General features: G+C 62.9%; 12 protein-coding genes. 9 read left to right on the top strand and 3 right to left on the bottom strand.

The window, feature by feature from the left end; all coding sequences use genetic code 11:
• Positions 1–96 precede the first annotated feature (96 nt).
• A complete protein-coding gene (locus ACQ3DC_RS05040) occupies positions 97–1,695 on the top strand; it encodes a PucR family transcriptional regulator (RefSeq protein WP_430751714.1) in 1,599 nt (532 codons plus the stop codon).
• 5 nt (positions 1,696–1,700) lie between these two features.
• Here the strand turns inward: ACQ3DC_RS05040 and ACQ3DC_RS05035 are convergent, their stop codons facing one another.
• Entirely contained in the window at positions 1,701–2,729 is a 1,029-nt protein-coding gene (locus tag ACQ3DC_RS05035) for an ornithine cyclodeaminase (protein WP_430751713.1), read from the bottom strand.
• A gap of 164 nt (positions 2,730–2,893) precedes the next feature.
• A complete protein-coding gene (locus ACQ3DC_RS05030) occupies positions 2,894–3,325 on the bottom strand; it encodes an Lrp/AsnC family transcriptional regulator (protein ID WP_311216728.1) in 432 nt (143 codons plus the stop codon).
• A 201-nt stretch (positions 3,326–3,526) separates the two neighbouring features.
• Between ACQ3DC_RS05030 and ACQ3DC_RS05025 the strand changes: the two genes are divergently transcribed.
• The 7 genes from ACQ3DC_RS05025 (at position 3,527) to ACQ3DC_RS04995 (ending at position 16,640) form a co-directional block, all read left to right on the top strand.
• Entirely contained in the window at positions 3,527–5,260 is a 1,734-nt protein-coding gene (locus ACQ3DC_RS05025) for an ABC transporter ATP-binding protein (protein ID WP_430751712.1), read from the top strand.
• Positions 5,257–7,275, top strand: a complete 2,019-nt coding sequence (locus ACQ3DC_RS05020) for an ABC transporter ATP-binding protein (RefSeq protein ID WP_430751711.1) — start codon at positions 5,257–5,259, stop codon at positions 7,273–7,275. Before ACQ3DC_RS05025 ends, ACQ3DC_RS05020 begins: the two co-directional genes overlap by 4 nt.
• A 262-nt stretch (positions 7,276–7,537) precedes the next feature.
• Complete coding sequence (locus ACQ3DC_RS05015; protein ID WP_430751710.1) at positions 7,538–8,644, top strand: DUF262 domain-containing protein; 1,107 nt, start codon at positions 7,538–7,540, stop codon at positions 8,642–8,644.
• Positions 8,645–8,654: 10 nt separating this feature from the next.
• A complete protein-coding gene (locus tag ACQ3DC_RS05010) occupies positions 8,655–9,635 on the top strand; it encodes a hypothetical protein (protein ID WP_430751709.1) in 981 nt (326 codons plus the stop codon).
• Positions 9,636–9,762: 127 nt separating this feature from the next.
• Positions 9,763–11,616 (top strand): Eco57I restriction-modification methylase domain-containing protein, encoded by a 1,854-nt coding sequence (locus tag ACQ3DC_RS05005; RefSeq protein WP_430751708.1) that lies wholly within the window; start codon positions 9,763–9,765, stop codon positions 11,614–11,616.
• A gap of 120 nt (positions 11,617–11,736) precedes the next feature.
• Complete coding sequence (gene metH, locus ACQ3DC_RS05000; protein WP_430751707.1) at positions 11,737–15,378, top strand: methionine synthase; 3,642 nt, start codon at positions 11,737–11,739, stop codon at positions 15,376–15,378.
• 29 nt (positions 15,379–15,407) lie between these two features.
• A complete protein-coding gene (locus ACQ3DC_RS04995) occupies positions 15,408–16,640 on the top strand; it encodes a saccharopine dehydrogenase family protein (protein ID WP_430751706.1) in 1,233 nt (410 codons plus the stop codon).
• Between the two features lie 94 nt (positions 16,641–16,734).
• Here the strand turns inward: ACQ3DC_RS04995 and ACQ3DC_RS04990 are convergent, their stop codons facing one another.
• Complete coding sequence (locus ACQ3DC_RS04990) at positions 16,735–17,559, bottom strand: alpha/beta fold hydrolase (RefSeq protein WP_430751705.1); 825 nt, start codon at positions 17,557–17,559, stop codon at positions 16,735–16,737.
• A 391-nt stretch (positions 17,560–17,950) separates the two neighbouring features.
• Between ACQ3DC_RS04990 and ACQ3DC_RS04985 the strand changes: the two genes are divergently transcribed.
• Entirely contained in the window at positions 17,951–19,516 is a 1,566-nt protein-coding gene (locus ACQ3DC_RS04985) for an alpha/beta hydrolase domain-containing protein (RefSeq protein WP_430751704.1), read from the top strand.
• Positions 19,517–19,537 lie beyond the last annotated feature (21 nt).

The raw sequence follows: 19,537 nt of genomic DNA, 5'->3' as shown, positions 1-19,537 counted from the left end.
TATCTGCTGTGCCAGCATGCGGCGGCTTCAGTGCAGGCAACGAAGGTTATCGATTCTTCTTGTGTTCCAGCACCATAGGTGTGAAGCTTTAGCCCTATGACCGAGGCCACCCATCGCAATGACAGCATCCACCTGCCCCACCTGCTGAAGATGCTCGAGGACACCGGACTGGTGCTCGGTTCAGGAGCGGTGCCGCCCAGGTTGTCCCTGATGAGTCCGTCGCTCTATGACCCCTTCGTGCCGCTTGAAGGGCTGCGTGGGGGCATTTTGCTCGGGATCGGGCTGCACCCCGCGGACCCGGGCACTGCAGGCGTGGTCCGGGATGCGGCGGAAGCCGGCTTTGCCGCAGTGGTGGTCAAGAAGCTCCACCAGGACATCGGACACCTCGCAGCGGTGGCGGATGAAGCCGGCATCGCCCTCCTGGTGGTGGACGACGACGTGAGGTGGCGGCATCTCAATGCACTCCTGGACTCTGCCCTCAACGCCTCGGCAGATGCCGGTAGCACCATCTCACCGCTGGGGGTGGGGGACCTTTTCGCGTTGGCAAACGCCATTGCGGCGATGGTCGGAGGGGCTACCACCATCGAGAACCTGCAGGAACAGGTGTTGGCGTACTCCACGCTTGAGGACCAGCCGATCGATGAGGACCGGCGCAGGGGAATCCTTGGCCGGCAGGTGCCCTACCTGCCCGAAAACGCGGGCCAGTACGCGGCGGTGTTCCGGTCCTCCGGGGCAGTCCGGATCGAGGGCGTCCGGCCCGCCATGGACAGGATGGCGATAGCAGTCCGGGCGGGCAAGGAGCCCTTGGGGTCAATCTGGGTTGTTGATGTCCATGGCGATCTGGATGGCGAAGCCGAACAGGCCCTGGAACGCGCCGCGGACATTGCAGCGCTCCACATGCTCCGCGCCCGCAGCAGCCATGATCTCGCACGCCAGCAACGCGCGGAGCTGCTGCGCAGGCTCCTCGAAGGAGGCGACGACGCCATCCTGGTTGCCGAACAGCTGGGGCTGCGGAATTCGGGTCCCTTTGCGGTCGTCGCTTTTCAGACGGAACCCGGGCAGGCAGCCGAGACTACGTTGGTGAGGATTGCGGACCTGGTGACCACGCAGTGCGAGGCCCACGGCCAAGGCGCTCAATGCGTGCAGGCGGGCTCTACCATTTATGCAATTTTCCCGGCGGCGGCTGCGTCGTCCCTGGGGTCAATTGAAGCCCTCGCCCGGAGGCTCAACGATCGTTCCCGGGCATCGCTGGGAGTTGAGCTGCGGGCGGCAGCGGGTCCCGCCGTCGACGCCGTCTCGGACATCAGCCGTTCACGGCATGACGCCGATCTAGTCCTGCTGATGCTCGCCTCGGACGGCTTCCCGGGCACGTACGCCAGCGCAGGGGAGGTCCGCAGCCGCCTCACCCTCCTGGAGCTGGCCGCGGCGTTCCGGGCGGCACCGCACCTTCTGTCCGCTGCCGCCCGGAGAATCCAAGAGTACGACGCCGATTTTGGCACCGGATATGCCCTGACGCTGAGAACCTACCTTGATTGCTCCCGCGATTCCGCAAGGACAGCGGCAGCCTTGTCCCTGCACCAGAACACTCTCCGGTACCGCCTCAAGCGCCTGCGGGACCTCTTCGGCGTGGATTTGGACCAGCCTGAGGACACGCTGGTGCTTTGGCTAAGCTTGCACGTGCTCGAGCTGAACTAGCCGGGCTAGCCGACCGGGGAGAGCGCGCCCACCAGGCCGAAGAGGTCTTTAGGATCCTCCGGGTTTGCGACCAGGTCGATCTCTTCGAAGAAGTCGGATCCCTGGACCGCATCCCGCACATAGCGGAGGGCGGAGAAGTCCTCGATGGCGAAGCCGACAGAGTCGAAGATGGTGACCTGCTCAGGCGCTGACCGCCCGGCAGCCCCTCCGGCCAGGACCTGCCAGAACTCGGTCACGGCAAAGTCTGCCGGCATCTGCTGGATCTCGCCTTCTATCCGGGTCTGCGGGGTGTACTCCACGAACACCTCGCCGAGTTCCAGGATGGCGGCGTCAAGTTCGGTCTTTCCCGGGCAGTCCCCGCCGATGGCGTTGATGTGGACGCCGGGGCAGATCATGTCTGCGCTGAGGACAGTGGCGTTGGCCTTGTCCGCGGTACACGTGGTGATGACGTCCGCACCCTGGACGGCGTCGGCCGCAGAGGACGCAATGTGGACATCGAAACCCAGCGGTGCCGCATTGCGCAGCAGCTTCGCCATGGCGGCCTGGTCAGTATCCCAGACCCGGAGGGTGGTGATCCCGAGGGCGGCCTTGAACGCCAAAGCCTGGAACTCCGACTGGCTGCCCGTGCCGATCATGGCCATCACAGATGAGCCGGGGCGGGCAAGCCTTCTGCCAACCATGCCGGAAGTGGCTGCAGTCCGCAGGGCTGTCAGCAGCGTCATCTCCGTCAGGAACGTGGGGTATCCGTTGTGGACATCTGCCAGCACTCCGAATGCGGTTACTGTCTGGAAGCCTCGGGCGGGGTTCGAGGGGTGACCATTGACGTATTTGAAACCGTAGGTCTCGTGGTCGCTCGTAGGCATGAGTTCAATGACGCCAAACGGGGTGTGGCTGGCCACCCGGGGAGTCTTATCGAAGGATTCCCAGCGGCGGAAGTCGTCCTCAAGGTAGTCCATCATTTCCGAGATGATGGTTTGCGTTCCCGTGCGGGCCACCCAGCGAACCATGTTGTGAACATCCACAAAACGCGTCATTGCGCTCCTTCTTCCGTGTGAACCATTAGTGTCCTCACGGTATTCGGCGCCGATAAGCGGCCACAATGAGCAAAGCGCGTACCTTTCGTCAAATGCCTATGCATTTTGCCAGGTCATTTCGGGCATTGTGCAAGATCATGCACTCAACGCTCCGCTCGGGGCCCCTACCTGAGCACTGAACTGAGCAGCAGGCTTGTTTCACTGTTGAGCACGCCATTGACCGCACGGATCCTGCCAAGGACATCGTCGAAGCCGCTGAGGTTTTCGGTGGCCAGTTCCGCTACGAGGTCCCAGCCGCCGTTGGTGGTGTGCAAGGCGCGGATTTCCGGAAAACCGCGTAACTCCCGTATGACGTTGTTGGCAGACCTGCCCTCGACCGCGATGAGCGTGATGGCGCGAATTGTCAGCGGATCTACTTCGTCACGGACCCGTGCCGTAAAGCCCACGATGGTTCCAGAGGCGAGCAGGCGCTCAAGGCGGCTATTCACGGTAGCCCTCGCCACTCCAAGCCTGCGCGACAGGCTGGCCACAGACTCCCGGCCGTCCTCGCGGAGGGCAGACAGCAGCCTGCGATCAAGATCAGTGAGGTCAGTCATGTACAGAACGTATAACGATGGTTTGCAATACGCGCATTCTGGGAGGCAAGCCGCAAGCCCTGATGTTCCCTGCAGGATCAGCAAAATACGCCCTCCGAGAACCAGCCCGGATTCTCCTGCATCGGCACGGCCTGTTCCCAGCCTCCGGACGTAAACTGACCTTCGCACCACCTCTTGTGGACACTGTGTCAGGAGCCGCCCATGCTCTGGAAGCTGCTTGTTGAATACCTGCGGCCGCACCGGCCGCTGCTCGCCGCCGTCGTGGTTTTCCAGCTGGCGCAGTCCATCGCGTCCCTGTACCTGCCCACCCTGAACGCGGACATCATCGACGAGGGCGTGGCCAAGGCGAACATCGGCTACATCCTGAGCCTGGGCGGCGTGATGCTGGCGATCACCCTGCTGCAGATCGTGTGCGCGGTGATCGCGGTGTACTTCGCGGCGAAGGCGGCCATGGGCGTGGGCCGGGACCTTCGGGGCGCGATCTTCAAACGGGTGGGGGAGTTCTCCGAGCAGGAAGTCACCAAGTTCGGCGCGCCAAGCCTCATCACACGGTCCACGAACGACGTCCAGCAGGTCCAGCAGCTGGTCCTCATGTCCGCCACCATGCTGGTCACCGCGCCCATGCTCAGCATCGGCGGTGTGATCATGGCCGTGCGGCAGGACGTGCAGCTGTCCTGGCTGATCGCCGTCGCCGTCCCGGTGCTGCTGATCGCCGTCGGCCTGCTCACCGCCCGGATGGTGCCGCTGTTCCGCAAGATGCAGAAGCGGATCGACACCGTGAACCGCGTCCTCCGCGAGCAGCTCACCGGCATCCGCGTGGTCCGCGCGTTCGTCCGCGAGGACATCGAGACCGCGCGCTTCGCCCAGGCCAACGAGGACGTCACGGACACCGCCCTCCGTGCCGGCCGGCTGATGGCGCTCGCGTTTCCGGTGGTGATGCTGGTGCTGAACGTCTCCAGCGTGGCCGTGATCTGGTTCGGCTCGTTCCGCATCCAGGACGGCTCCATGCAGGTGGGCACGCTCATCGCGTTCCTGAGCTACCTGATCCAGATCCTGATGTCCGTCATGATGGCCACGTTCATGGCCGTGATGATCCCGCGCGCCGCCGTTTCGGCCGACCGGATCGGCGAGGTGCTGCGCACCGAGTCGAGCGTCCGGCCGCCTGCCCGCCCGCTCAGCAGCGAAGTGCGCCGCGGCGAGCTGGAAATGCGCGACGTCGGATTCGCCTACCCGGGTGCCGACCAGCCCGTCCTCTCCGGCATCAGCTTCACCGCCAGGGCAGGGCAGACGACGGCGATCATCGGCAGCACCGGCTCCGGCAAGACCACCCTGGTGAACCTCATGCCCCGGCTGTTCGACGCCACCAGCGGCGGGGTGAAGATGGACGGCGTGGACGTGCGCGAGCTGCACCCGGACCTGCTCTGGGGGCACATCGGCCTGGTCCCGCAGCGGCCCTACCTGTTCAGCGGCACCGTGCGCAGCAACCTGCTCTACGGCAAGCCGGACGCCACCGAGGACGAGCTCTGGACCGCGCTGGAGATCGCCCAGGCCCGGGACTTCGTGGAGCGGATGGAGGGCGGCCTGGACGCGCCCATCAGCCAGGGCGGCACCAACGTCTCCGGCGGGCAACGGCAGCGGCTGGCCATCGCCCGGGCCCTGGTGAAGCGTCCCGAGCTGTACATCTTCGATGACTCGTTCTCCTCGCTGGACACCGGCACCGACGCCCGCCTCCGCCAGGCCCTCAAGCGCAGCACCGCCGGCGCCACGCTGGTGATCATCGCCCAGCGCGTCTCCAGCATCGTGGACGCGGACCAGATTTTAGTGCTCGACGGCGGCAGGATCGTGGGGCGCGGAACGCACAGTGAGCTGCTGGAGACGTCCGAGACGTACCGCGAGATCGTCTCGTCCCAGCTGGCGGCGGAGGAGACGGTATGAGCCGCCAGCCCTCTCCCGCAGCCGGCACCAAAGCCGCACCCGCCTCTGCGACCGGAGGCGCCGCCGTCGTACGCATTCCCCGTCCGATGGGCGGCCCGGGGCGCGGCGGGCCGTTCGCGGGGATGAACGTCCCGGCGGAGAAGGCGATGAACTTCTGGCCGTCGGCCAAACGGCTGCTGGGGAAGCTGCGGCCGGAGCGGGCGTGGCTGCTGCTGGTGTTCGTGACGGCGGTGGCCGGGGTGGCGCTCTCGGTGACCGGGCCGCGGCTGCTGGGGGAGGGCACCAACCTGATCTTCGCCGGGGTGGTGTCCCGGGAGCTGCCCGCCGGGCTGAGCAAGGAGCAGCTGATCGCACAGCTGCGGGCGTCCGGGGAGGGGCAGCGCGCGGACATGCTCAGCGCCATGGACCTGGTGCCGGGGCAGGGGATTGACTTCGCCGCGCTGGGGAACGTGCTGACATGGGCGCTGGTGCTGTATGTGCTGTCCTCGGCGTTCATGTGGGTGCAGGCGTATGTGCTGAACGGGGTGGTGCAGCGGACGGTGTTCGGGCTGCGCGGGGAGATCGAGGCGAAGATCCACCGGCTGCCGCTGCGGTATTTCGACTCGATCCAGCGCGGCGAGCTGCTCAGCCGGGTGACGAACGACGTGGACAACATTTCGCAGAGCCTGCAGCAGACCATCAGCCAGGCGGTCACGTCCGTGCTGACGGTGCTGGGTGTGCTGGTGATGATGGTGATCCTTTCGCCCACGCTGGCGCTGATCGCGCTGGTGACCATTCCGCTGACGCTGGGGATCACGGCGCTGATCGCCAAGCGCTCGCAGAAGCTGTTTGTGGCGCAGTGGAAGAACACAGGTGAGTTAAATGGGCAGATCGAGGAGACGTACACCGGGCATGCGCTGGTGAAGGTGTTCGGGCGGCAGCGCGAGGTGGAGGAGCGGTTCCGGCAGAAGAACGCGGAGCTGTATGAGGCGAGTTTCGGGGCGCAGTTCATTTCCGGGCTGATCATGCCGGCCATGACGTTCATCGGGAACCTGGTGTACGTGGGGATCGCCGTGGTGGGCGGGCTGCAGGTGGCGTCCGGGGCGATGCAGCTGGGCGATGTGCAGGCGTTCATCCAGTACTCGCGGCAGTTCACCATGCCGCTGGCGCAGCTGGGGTCCATGGCGAATGTGCTGCAGTCCGGGGTGGCGTCCGCCGAGCGGGTGTTCGAGCTGCTGGATGAATCTGAGGAGTCTGTGGAGCCTGCGCCTTCTGCCGGGCCGGTCTTTGGGCGGGGGCGGCTGGTGTTCGAGGACGTGTCGTTCTCGTATTCGCCGGACAAGCCGCTGATTTCTTCGTTGAGTCTGGTGGCGGAGCCGGGGCAGACGGTAGCGATCGTGGGGCCCACCGGGGCGGGTAAGACGACGCTGGTGAACCTGATGATGCGGTTCTACGAGCTGGATGCCGGGCGGATAACGCTCGACGGCGTGGACGTCACCTCGGTGCCGCGGCGCGAGCTGCGCTCGCGGCTGGGGATGGTGCTGCAGGATACGTGGCTGTTCGGCGGGACCATCCGGGACAACATTGCGTATGGGCGGCCTGGCGCTACGGAAGCCGAGATCCTGGAGGCGGCGCGGGCGACGTATGTGGACCGGTTCGTGCGGTCATTGCCGGACGGGTACGACACGGTTTTGGAGGACGAGGGGTCCAACGTGTCAGCGGGGGAGAAGCAGCTGCTGACGATCGCACGGGCCTTCCTGGCCCGGCCTTCTGTTTTGATTCTGGATGAGGCCACGTCTTCGGTGGATACCCGGACCGAGGTGCTGGTGCAGAAGGCGATGAGTGCGCTGCGGTCCGACCGGACGTCCTTTGTGATTGCCCACCGCCTCTCCACGATCCGCGACGCCGACCTCATTTTGGTGATGGAGGCCGGCCAGATCGTGGAGCAGGGGACGCACGCTTCACTGCTCGCTGCCGGCGGGACCTATGCGCGGCTGTACGAGGCCCAGTTCGCGGCTCCGGCGGCGGAGGTTTGACGGGCGAGGTGAGGCCGTATATCGCATGGTGTACAAATGCGGTCCGCTGCGGAACCGGATATGAATTCGCCATGTGTAAATCTCTGAGGCGGCTACCTCTTAATGCAGGAGGGTGACGGTATGGCTCTAGTCAGGTTCAGGTCGGCGGGTAGCTTGAACCGGGATGACCGTTCCGTAACTTACGACTGATACAGTCTTGATTTAAGCCTGCTCGAACTAGTCTTTTACCTAGACTGACCACTACAATCGAATCGAGAAAAAAATGGAAGAAGAGCCATACAAGCGTGTGGAACGCATAGTAACTACACATGACTTGAGTTGGCTTTTGGATCTCGACCGAAACAATCAGCTTGACTTGGATCCGCCATATCAACGTCGAAGCGTCTGGACTCCTCGCGATAGGCGTTTCTTTCTAGATACAATTTTTCGAAACTACCCTTCACCTGCGATTTTTCTGCATAAGTCCATAACTTATGATACTGGACAGCCCACCTATCATGTCGTGGATGGAAAGCAGCGGATTTCCACAATTCTGCTGTTTCTAAACAATAAAATTACTCTTCCCCTTGATTTCGGTGATAGCAACTACAACGGCAAACGCTGGCGCGATTTTGCGGACATGCCTGAAATCAAGCGCCGGTTGTGGAACTATCGTGTGACGGTTGAAGAGTTAGATGATCTTCAAGAAGCCTTGGTTCGAGACGTTTTTGAGCGCTTGAACAAAAATTCGAGTAAACTCACTGCCCAAGAGTTGCGACATGCACGGTTTGACGGATGGTTGATTACATTTCTCGAGCAAGAGTCGCTCCGTCCCGTGTGGAAAAAATTCAAGATTTCCACAACGGCAAAAGAAAAGCGCATGACAAATGTGCAGAACCTTGCCGAACTGGCCGCAGTGCTTGTCCGTGGAGATATCTCAGGATTCGACCAATTAGATCTAGATCAATTTTTTGCCGATCATGACGAAGTTGAAAACCCCGACTTGGAGTTTGATGTCGATGAGTTTTCTGAAAAGTTTTCTGCTGTAACAGAAGTCTTGGAAGAGTTGGAGAAGGAAGCCAACATTGTTTCGAAGCACGCTCAGCCATTCCTTCACTTTTACACGCTTTGGTCATACGTTGCCCTAAATGAACTCCCCTACCATGTTCTTGCAGAAGTCTCCGCGCGTTACGTTCGATTTATGGAGGCTGTTGATGCCTTTGAGATTGATCAGAGTAGCGAAGCAATACCCGAGGACGTTAAACTGAGCGATTATGAGAAATTGGTCGCCGCCTATAAGGCTGCGTCCGTAGGCGCCACGACTGACGAACCCAAGCGCCGAGAGCGGCTTCAGGCCCTTACGCACGCGCTGGGCGCTGATGTGGACTGATGGTCCGTTTGTGAAGATTGAAAACGAGATTCGCGATCTCTTTCGGGAACGCGAACGGACTGCAAAAGAGCTGCAGCGTACCGTAGATAAAATGCTTCTGAATGCAAAGTTGTCCTCCTGGCATTATGAAAGCCGCGTAAAGGGCGCAGAGAGTTTTGCTTTAAAGCTTGAAACTGGACGCGTCTCAAATCCGGCTGAGATGGAAGACTTCTATGCCGCGGTTTTGGTGGTTCCAAATGCTTTAGATATAGCAGCGGCCGAGTCGCTCATCCGCGATAAGTTCACATTTGTTTCAAAGAAGCCAGAGTCGTCAGATCTCACGAGCAAACCTTCCTCTAGCTTTACCTTTGATGATTTAAGGATGAATGTAAGATATCGCGCCGAGGACTATGAACTTCCTTCGCGAATCGACGGGTTTTTGTTCGAGGTGCAAATTCGCACTTTTCTTCAACACGCTTGGTCGGTAGCAACCCATGATGTTACTTATAAAACAGACAACGTAAGTTGGCGCCGCGAACGCATTGCGCATCAGATCAAGGCGTTGCTGGAGCAGGCCGAGGTCGCAGTTGAGAATATGCTAGTCCTGCAGGAATCGAAAGTATTGCCAGCTAGTTCTGCCAGATATGATGAGATCAACGCCGTCATCACAACTCTCCAGGCTAATTGGCCAGCCGATCAGCTGCCGGTTGACGTCAAGCGGCTTGCGGAGAATGTTCAGGGCCTTCTATGGAACACTCTCAAGGAGTCTCCGCCCCCGGTTCTGATTCGACTCTTGGAAAATGGGCTTGTGAGGAATGCGGGAGCGCATAGCTTGGACTGGTCCCCTTACCATTCAATTCTTTCTTACTTGGCGCACGATTACCCTGTCCAATTGAAAAAGTATCTACAGCGTGATGACGCCTACACGAAAAGATTCTTTATCTACTCGGATGTTCTCTCGCAATTAGGTCTAACTGGGACTGATGCGAAAAAGCAGGTTGTATTCCCTTGAGAATACCGTGGCGCCGACTGTGGTGCGCAGGCTGATTTGTAGAACCTATCCGTTTTACAACATCTACAATCTGCGGGGACTCCCGTGTGCGGCCACGGATGCCGCCAAAGCAGTATAATCTGGTTCGATGATGCCCTACGCCACCCAAGCACGAGTTGGTGTGCCGTCTGTCATCACCGCGCCGAGTCTCCCGGCAGGAGCGTTGGCCGTTGTAGCATCCCTCCCAAATTGGTGGCGGAAGCGGGCTTTGAGGGCAGGACTCGATGGGTTTGCACTTGACCTGTCCAAAGCTGTTCAAACCGCACCGCCTGCGGTTTGGCTCGGATCTCCTGATTTTTCCGGAGTCTCGCTTGAAAATTCCTCGTACCAAATTGGCGGCCTTTACGTTAATTCGCTCGATCCTGCGGTTCGGGCTGACAAGGGAAAGCACTATACGCCCCCCGCGTTAGCTAGGAATTTGTGGTCGATGGCCCGAGAAGGCTTAGGCTGGGACGCTGAGCCCCACCGCCTTGAGGGCCTGGTGCGGGACCCGGCTTGTGGATCTGGGGCGTTGCTCATCCCTGTCGTTGATGAACACTTGACTGCTTCGGTCGATGATGATCCTGCTCTCGTATTGCGTAGAATAAGTCGGCTCATTGAAGGTGTGGATCAAGATCCCTGGGCTGTGTATATCGCAAACGTGATTCTCGCTGCTCGGATGCTGCCCACGCTCGCAAAGGTTCCCGTCGCTCGTCGCGAGCCCCTTCCGGCCTTGGCATCGGTCGGTGACGGCTTAGACCAAGAGCGTGATGAGTCATTTGTTACTATCATGAACCCGCCCTATGGCCGGGTGACGCTTAGTCCCGCAGATAGAAGTCGGTTCGCCAACATTCTGTTCGGCCACGCAAACCTGTATTCCATGTTTATGGCAGTCGGTGCTCAGAACATTCGACCCGGCGGAGTGTTGGCAACGGTCGTACCCACAAGCTTTACAGCCGGTCTGTATTTCCACAGGCTGCGGCGGACGTTGTCAGAAGAAGCTCCTCTACGGAGCATAAATTTTGTCAACGATCGATCGGGCGTATTTACTGGAGTTCTCCAAGAGACTTGTCTTGCCGTTTTCGCAAAGACCGAATCGCCGCGAACAAAAATCACTAGGACGCGGGGGAAAACAGAGGAAGTTGCCAGCGTTCCGACTCCCCGGACAGATCGACCGTGGCTTCTCCCACGGTCCCCGGAGGACGCATCGATTGCGGCGGCGGCGGCGGCGATGCCAAATACTCTGTCCACCGCTGGATGGCATGCCTCGACCGGTCCGCTGGTGTGGAATAGGCGCAAAGCTGATCTTCATCCGCGGCATGAGGCTGGCCGAATTCAGGTTATATGGGCGGCGGACATTGACGACGGCTACATACATCGGGATGCCGGCCGGGATCCAATGAGGTATCTCCAGGTGCACGGTGATCGGGACTTGCGCTTCATGAGTTTGGGGGAACCGGCAATCCTTGTTCAGCGCACGACGTCTTTGGAACAAGGCCGCCGGCTGGTAGCAGCGGAATTGACGGAAAACCAACTTCTCAGTCTTGGGGGGCGTGTTGCAGTTGAAAGCCATGTAAACGTACTTCGCCCCAACACGCCTTTCCCTCTCATTGACAGGGTCACCCTGGGAAGAGTGCTTGCTACAGACACCATGGACCGTCTATTCCGTTGCATTTCCGGATCTGTTGCGGTCAGTTCCTATGAGCTCGCATCGCTTCCGCTGCCGGACAAGGGAACATTGGCTCAGTGGTCGAACTTGAATGAAGAGGAACTAAGGCATGCGGTAGCAGAGACATATTGTTGGTCGGGAGAGGAAGAAATGGCAGGTGAGGTTGCCCTGCTTCCTGTGAGGGATGTTCCGGTGCTGCCCCAGGCTGCCCCGCGGCTGAGAAGACCTTCGAGCGCGGTGCCGCCGAACCCAGCGCCCCGCGGATTGCACGTGAATTCACCGAACGGCTGTTGATGTGACTGTATGGGCACAGTTCGCATCCCCGGCTGCGGAGGTTTCGCCCGAGGCCCCACCACCGTCGTAGTACACGGACACACAGCGCAACGTTGCGGCCCCCACACGTAACCTGTTTAGATGCCTCGTTTTGCGCTTGATATTGAGTCCGTGCCCCGCCCTGCCCGTTCGCAGGAGCTTCTGGATGCAGTGAACCACAGTGTGGTCATTGCCGACGGCGCCATGGGCACCATGTTGCAGGGCCGGGACCTCTCACTTGAGAAGGATTTCCTGGGGCTCGAAGGCTGCAACGAGATCCTCAATGACACGCGGCCGGATGTCCTCGCAGACATCCACGACGCCTACTTCGCCACCGGCATCGACGCGGTCGAGACCAACACCTTCGGCGCCAACTGGTCCAACCTCTCCGACTACGGCATTGACGACCGGATCGAGGAGCTCGCGCGCAAGGGCGCCCAGATCGCCCGCGAACGCGCCGAAGCGGCGGAACAAACAGACGGACGGATGCGCTGGGTCCTTGGCTCCATGGGCCCGGGCACCAAGCTCCCCAGCCTCGGCCACACCAGCTACGACTACCTCAAACAGACCTTTGCCCTCCAGGCCGAGGGCCTCATCGACGGCGGCGCGGACGCCTTCCTCATCGAAACCAGCCAGGACCTCCTGCAAACCAAAGCCGCCGTCAACGGCTGCAAGCAGGCCATCGTCACCCGCGGCATCCGCCTCCCCATCTTCGTCGAGGTGACGGTCGAAACCACCGGAACCATGCTCATGGGTTCCGAAATCGGTGCTGCTCTGACCGCGCTCGAGCCGCTCGGCGTCGACGCCATCGGCCTGAACTGCGCCACCGGACCGGACGAGATGAGCGAGCACCTCCGCCATCTCTCCAAGCAGTCATCCGTGGCCATCGCCTGCATGCCCAACGCAGGCCTGCCCATCCTCGGCGCCAACGGCGCGCACTACCCGCTCACCCCCACCGAACTCGCCACCGCACACGAGCAGTTCGTCCGCGAGTTCGGCCTGGGTCTGGTGGGCGGCTGCTGCGGTACGACGCCGGAGCACATGGCCGCCGTCGTCGAACGTCTTGCGCCCTTCCGCACACGCGAGACGGGAGCCGGCAGCACCGGCCCAGCCCGCGTCCCCACCGAGCGCGAAGCCGGCGTCGCGTCCCTCTACCAGCACGTGAATTTCGACCAGGACGCCTCCTACCTCGCCATTGGTGAACGCACCAACGCGAACGGCTCCAAGGCGTTCCGCCAGGCGATGCTCGAAGAGCGCTGGGACGACTGCGTCGACATCGCCCGCGAGCAGATCCGCGTGGGCGCGCACCTGCTGGACGTCTGCATCGACTACGTGGGGCGTGACGGCGTGGCCGACATGAAGGAGATAGTCTCGCGTTTCGCGTCGGCCTCCACGCTCCCGCTGGTCATGGACTCCACCGAACCCGCCGTACTGCAGGCCGGCCTGGAACACATCGGCGGCCGCCCGGTGGTCAACTCCGTCAACTACGAGGACGGCGACGGCCCGGACAGCCGCTTCGCGCGCATCATGCCGCTCGTGAAGGAACACGGCACCGCCGTGATCGCCCTGACCATCGACGAACAGGGCCAGGCCCGCACCACCGAGGGCAAGGTGGCCATCGCCTCCCGCCTCGTCGACGCCCTGGTGGGCGAATGGGGGATGCGCGTCGAGGACATCATCGTGGACGCCCTGACCTTCCCCGTCGCCACCGGCCAGGAGGAGACCCGCCGGGACGGCATCGAAACCATCGAGGCCATCCGCCAGATCACCGCCAAGTACCCGGGCATCAACACCACGCTCGGCGTCTCCAACGTGTCCTTCGGACTGAACCCGGCAGCGCGCGTCGTCCTGAACTCCGTGTTCCTGCACGAGGCCGTCCAGGCGGGCCTGACCAGCGGCATCATCGACGCCGCCAAGATCGTGCCGCTTGCCTCCCTCCCGGAGGAGCAGCGCAAGGTGGCCCTGGACCTGGTCTGGGACCGCCGCGAATACGACGCCGAGGGCAACACCACGTACGACCCCCTGGCCATCATGCTGGACATGTTCGCCGGCGTCGACACCGCAGCCCTCAAGGACCAGCGCGCTGCCGAACTCGCGGCGCTGCCCACGGGCGCGCGCCTGGAACGCCGCATCATCGATGGCGAAGGCAAGGGCCTCGAGGAGGACCTCGACCTGGCCCGCAGCGAGGGCATGACCCCGCTCGGCATCATCAACGACCACCTGCTCGAGGGCATGAAGGTGGTGGGCGAGCGCTTCGGCGCCGGCGAGATGCAGCTGCCGTTCGTGCTGCAGTCCGCCGAGGTGATGAAGAACGCCGTCGCCCTGCTCGAGCCGCACATGGAGAAGTCCGACTCCTCAGGCAAGGGCACCATGGTGATCGCCACCGTCCGCGGCGACGTGCACGACATCGGCAAGAACCTGGTGGACATCATCCTCACCAACAACGGCTACAAAGTGGTGAACATCGGCATCAAGCAGGGCATCGCCGAGATCATCGCCGCAGCCGAGCAGCACAACGCCGACGTCATCGGCATGTCCGGGCTGCTGGTGAAGTCCACCGTGGTGATGAAGGAAAACCTTGCGGAGCTGCAGTCCCGCGGCCTGGCGAAGAAGTGGCCCGTGATCCTCGGCGGTGCAGCCCTGACCCGCGCCTACGTGGAGCAGGACCTGGCGGAGCAGTTTGACGGCGTGGTCCGGTACGCCAAGGACGCCTTCGAGGGCCTGTCCCTCATGGAGCCGCTGGTCCGCGTGGCCCGCGGGGAGTCACCGGACGACGTCGGCCTGCCGCCGCTGAAGAAGCGCATCCACAAGGGCGGCGCGAAGTTCACGGTCACCGAGCCCGAAGCGATGCCCGGCCGGTCCGACGTCGCCTCCGATAACCCCGTGCCCGCGCCGCCGTTCTGGGGCACGCGCATTGTGCGCGGTGTCTCGCTCCACGACTACTCGGCGTTCCTCGACGAGCGCGCCACGTTCATGGGGCAGTGGGGGCTCAAGCCCGGCCGCGGCGAGGACGGCGCCTCCTACGAGGAACTGGTGGAACGCGAGGGCCGGCCGCGCCTGCGCTACTGGCTGGACCGCATCCTCGGCGAGGGCATGCTGGACGCGTCCGTCGCCTACGGCTACTTCCCGGTGGTTTCCGAAGGGGAACAGGTGGTGGTGTTGCACCACGGGGAGGATCGCGACGGCGTCCTGGGCACCGCGGGGCTCCTCGCCCCCGATGGTGGTTCAGGCGGTCCGATCGGCACCGACCGGCTGAGCTTCAACTTCCCGCGCCAGCGCCGCGACCGGCACCTGTGCCTGGCCGACTTCGTGAAGTCCCGCGAATCCGGACAGGTGGACGTCCTGCCGGTGCAGCTGGTCACCGCCGGCTCGAAGATCGAGGAGTTCACCTCCAAGATGTTCGCCGCCAACCAGTACCGCGACTACTACGAGCTCAACGGCCTGGTCATGCAGCTCACCGAGGCGCTGGCCGAGTTCTGGCACGCCCGCATCCGCAAGGAGCTGGGATTCGCGGCCGAGGAGCCCAAGGACACAGCGGGGTATTTCAAGCTTGAGTACCGCGGTGCCCGGTTCTCGCTCGGCTACCCGGCGTGCCCGGACATGGAGGACCGCCGTAAGGTGACGGAGCTGCTGAAACCTGAACGGATGGGCGTAGTGCTGAGCGATGAGCTGATGCTGCACCCCGAACAGTCCACGGACGCGTTTGTGTTCCACCACCCGGAGGCGAAGTACTTCAAGGTGTGAGTGCAGTGCCGCTGTGAAAGGCTGCAGTGATGGACACCTCATCTCGGGAACATGACCTCGTTCTCTACGGAGCGACGGGTTTCGTTGGCAGACTGATCGCCGCCTACCTCGCCGAGCATGCACCGGCCGGTCTCCGAGTCGGACTCGCGGGCCGGTCCAAGTCCAGACTCGAGGCGGTTCGGTCGCAGTTGCCGGCCGCGGCGCACGGATGGGCCCTCATCGAAGCCGACTCGGAGGATGCGGACTCAATCGCCGCCCTGGCTGCGAACACACGGGTGCTCTTCACAACCGTCGGTCCATACGCGAGACACGGACTACCCGTCGTCGAGTCCTGCGCACGGGCCGGTACCCACTATGCCGACCTCGCGGGTGAGGTGTCCTTCATCCGGGAGGCGATCGATCGCTATGACGTTCTGGCCAGGACGAGCGGAGCCAAGATCGTGCACTCCTGCGGCTACGACTCCGTGCCGTCCGACCTCGCCGTACTGCTGCTTCATCAGGCGGCAGAAGCCGATGCCGCTGGCGGTTTAGCCGAGGTCCAACTCGTTGCTAAGGCCAAGGGCGGCCTGAGCGGAGGCACGCTCGAATCGATGCGCGGGCAGCTCGACGCGATGCGATCAAGCACCGCCCTGAGGTCATTAGCCGCGGACCCCTACGCTCTGAGCCCCGACCGCACCCGGGAGCCGACAACACCACAGCCACCCGATGCCGGGCCTGTGCGCCGTTCCGCTGACGGCACCTGGACTGCGCCGTTCATCATGGCCCCGTTCAACACCCGGATAGTGCGCCGCAGCAGCGCATTGCAGGGCTGGGCCTACGGACGCTCTCTTCAGTACGGCGAGGTGATGGGGGTGGCCCCCGGACCGGCAGGAGCGGTCCTCGCCAGGGCAATGGCACTCGGGCTTCGGGCATTCACGGGCGCGATGGCATTTCCGCCGACCAGGAGGGTGCTCGACCGCTGTCTTCCGGCACCGGGTGCGGGTCCGAGCATCAGCACGCAGCGCGCGGGCTGGTTCCACTCCCAGGTGACCGCCCGCACCGAGGATGGCCAGCGTTACCAGGCGATTGCCGCTGGCCCCGGTGATCCCGGCTATGCCGCCACCGCCGTGATGGCAGGGGAGACTGCACTCGCTCTTACCCTCGACGGTGACCGGCTGCCAACCGCTAAAGGGTCGCTGACACCGGCCACCGCACTCGGCAACGTGCTCATACAGCGACTCCGCGCGGCCGGCCACACCTACCAGGTAACCAAACTCGCCTGAACCCGGATCCTGCAGCTCGCCTGAAATGGGCAATCATTGACTGAACCTGCCTCGACCGGGCAAAACCGGGCGGGGGAGGGGCCAGCGGCGCCTGTCAGGAGCGGGTGTCGAGGTAGTGCAGAATCGCCCGGGCCGTTTCCTCCGGGGAGCTGACATGGGGGCAATGCCCGGTGGCCTGGAGCTGCACCAGGGTGCTGTGTTCCAGATTCTTGTGCAGGTAGGCGCCCACTTCCGGCGGGGCAAGCCGATCGTCGGAGCACTGCAGAATCAGGCAGCTGGTGCGCACCTTCTTCAGTTCAGGGCGGGTGTCGGAGAAAAAGGTTACCCCCGCGAAGTGCCGTGCGATGGTTGGATTTGTCCGGCAAAAGCTGCCACGCAGATCCTCCGCCAGCTCCGGCTCTTGCGGGTTGCCCATAACCATGGGCGCCAAGGCCGCGGCCCAGGCGAAATAGTTGCTGTCCAGGGATGCCAGCAGTCCCTCGATGTCTTCTCTCGAAAACCCGCCCACGTAGCCGTCGTACGGGTCATCCGTATGGCGGGGTGAAGGAGCAAGCAGGACTAAGTGGGAGAAAGGGTTGGGGTCCTGCACTGCGGCGATCACGGCGATCATCGTGCTGACACTGTGGCCCACCAGGATGACGTCATCGAGTTCAAGGGCGGCGCAAATCTCCAGCAGGTCCGACGCGTACCCATTCAGGGACCCGTACTTGTCCCAGTCATAGGCGCTGATGCCGGAGTGTCCTGCACCAACATGATCAAAAAGCACCAGCCGGTAATCATCAACAAAATAGGGCAGCAGCTTCCGCCATATAGCCTGATCGCAGCCAAAACCGTGGGCGAACATCATCACAGGCCCATCATCCCGGCCGGATATGGTGACATTGTTCCGGCCGATTACCGCAGCAGCTGCTTCGATCACATTCTCCCTGACCCTCCGTAGAGTGGCATCCTGTCCCAGACTATCCACGGGGAATTGCGAATCCTAGGGATCCTCCCACTATGACCTTCACAGCGACATCGATGCAGCCCGCTGCAAAAGCCTGCGCCCCCTTGACCGCCCGCGCTGGAGACGGGCTTCACCCCTATTTACAGGATTTGCGGTTGATGCTCGCTGCGCCACCGTTGGCGCCATGACAGTCAATACCTACCCTTGACCGTTTCGGTCAACCATATCTACTGTGGAGTAACATCGCTCCCTGACGTTGTCACGTTTGAACTGAGCGTCGATCTCGCAGCAAGGGCACACGGCGCCGAAGCCTGTGTTCCGGAGCGCGCCGGGCAGTGCAGCCCGGATCCGAGAAGGAGCATCGATGAACACCCGTGCCCGAGCATCCATCCTGCTGACGCTGTCCCTCGCCTTTGCGGGCCTCAGCGCGTCAGCCGTTCCAGCCAACGCAGAGGCTCCCGCTCCACCCGGGCAGGTCGCAGAGTCTGCCGGGGCGACGCCGGTACCCACTGTGCAGGGTCCCTTGGCGGCTACCGCCGAGTCGTACCCGTTCGGTGCGGCCAGCCATCAAGAGGTCCCCCAGGATCTATCGAAGCTCGGTTATGACGAGGAGGAGTACCTGGTCAGCGGCACCTCGAATGTCTACAGCTGGCCCACCGCGGGTCCCGCCCAGATCCGAACCCCCGACGCCCCTTACACCACCCGCGTCCTGGTCCGTAAGCCGGCCGAGGGCCAGAAGTTCAGCGGCAACGTGGTAGTTGAAATGCTCAACCCCAGTAATCTGTTCGACCTCAACATCGGCTGGGCAATGGCCCATGAGCAGATGGTCGCCAACGGAGACGCCTGGGTGGGCATCACCGCCAAGCCGATCGCCGTTGAGGCGCTCAAGAACTTCGATTCGGCGCGGTATGGGGCCTTGTCCTTCGCCAATCCGCTGCCGCTGACCGATCCCCGCAACTGTGCAACGGTGGCCGCTGACTCATCCCGGACGACGGAGAACGGCCTGATCTGGGACATCTACTCGCAAGTCGGCGCTTGGCTCAAGAGCAATGATCCCGCCAACCCGCTGCGCTACGGATCGCCGACCACCCGCGTGGAGCACGCCTACGGCTTCGGCTACTCCCAGACCGGAGGCTTCCTGGTCAACTACATCAACGGCGTCCACCCGCTCGTCGTCGAGTCGGACGGCGAGCCGGTCTACGACGCATACATGGTGGCTGTGGCCGGTGGCGCGTTCGCTGGCGCGTACCCCATGAACCAGTGCGAGACTGCCCCGCCCGCCAACGACGTCCGCCGCCAGTTCAAGGACGTCGGGGTGCCCATCATGCGGATCATGTCCCAGTCTGACTACCTCCGGGGCATCGGATCCCGGCGCGCCGACAGCGACGCTCCCGGGGACCGGTACCGGCACTACGAGATGGCGGGCGCCGGCCACGCCACACCGGACGAGCTCACCTTCTCGGCCTCGTCCAAAGACATCATCGCCGCGGGCCGGTCTGTCCCGCCCGCGTCCTGCAACGAGGGGCCGCGCAGCAGGTTCCCCAGCTCCATCTTCTTCAACTCCGCCCTGCAAAACCTCGACCTCTGGGTCCGGGAGGGCATCGCGCCGCCGCGCGCTGAACCGATCCTCGTCCGCGACGGCGCGCCGGTGCTGGACGAGTTCGGCAACGTGCAGGGCGGCCTGCGCTCGCCGTTCCTCGACGCTCCGACGAGCACCTGGTACGGCACCGCCACCGGCGCGTCGTTCTGCTTCATCGCCGGCTACGAGCGGCCCCTTGGGCAGGACGTGCTCGATGGCTTGTACGGGAACCACGGCGACTACGTGGCGGCCGTGAAGAGCAGCGTTCGAGCCCTCGAGGACCAGGCATTCCTGACGGACTACGATGCCCGCCGTCTCCTCACTGAGGCCGCGCAAAGTAAGACACCCTGACGAGCCATCGGGTCGGCGCGT

It is taken from the genome of Paenarthrobacter sp. NEAU-H11 (assembly GCF_050573415.1).
Taxonomy (GTDB): domain Bacteria; phylum Actinomycetota; class Actinomycetes; order Actinomycetales; family Micrococcaceae; genus Arthrobacter.
Note: the sequence above shows the minus strand (reverse complement) of the source record. Positions and strands in the feature narration are given on the sequence as shown.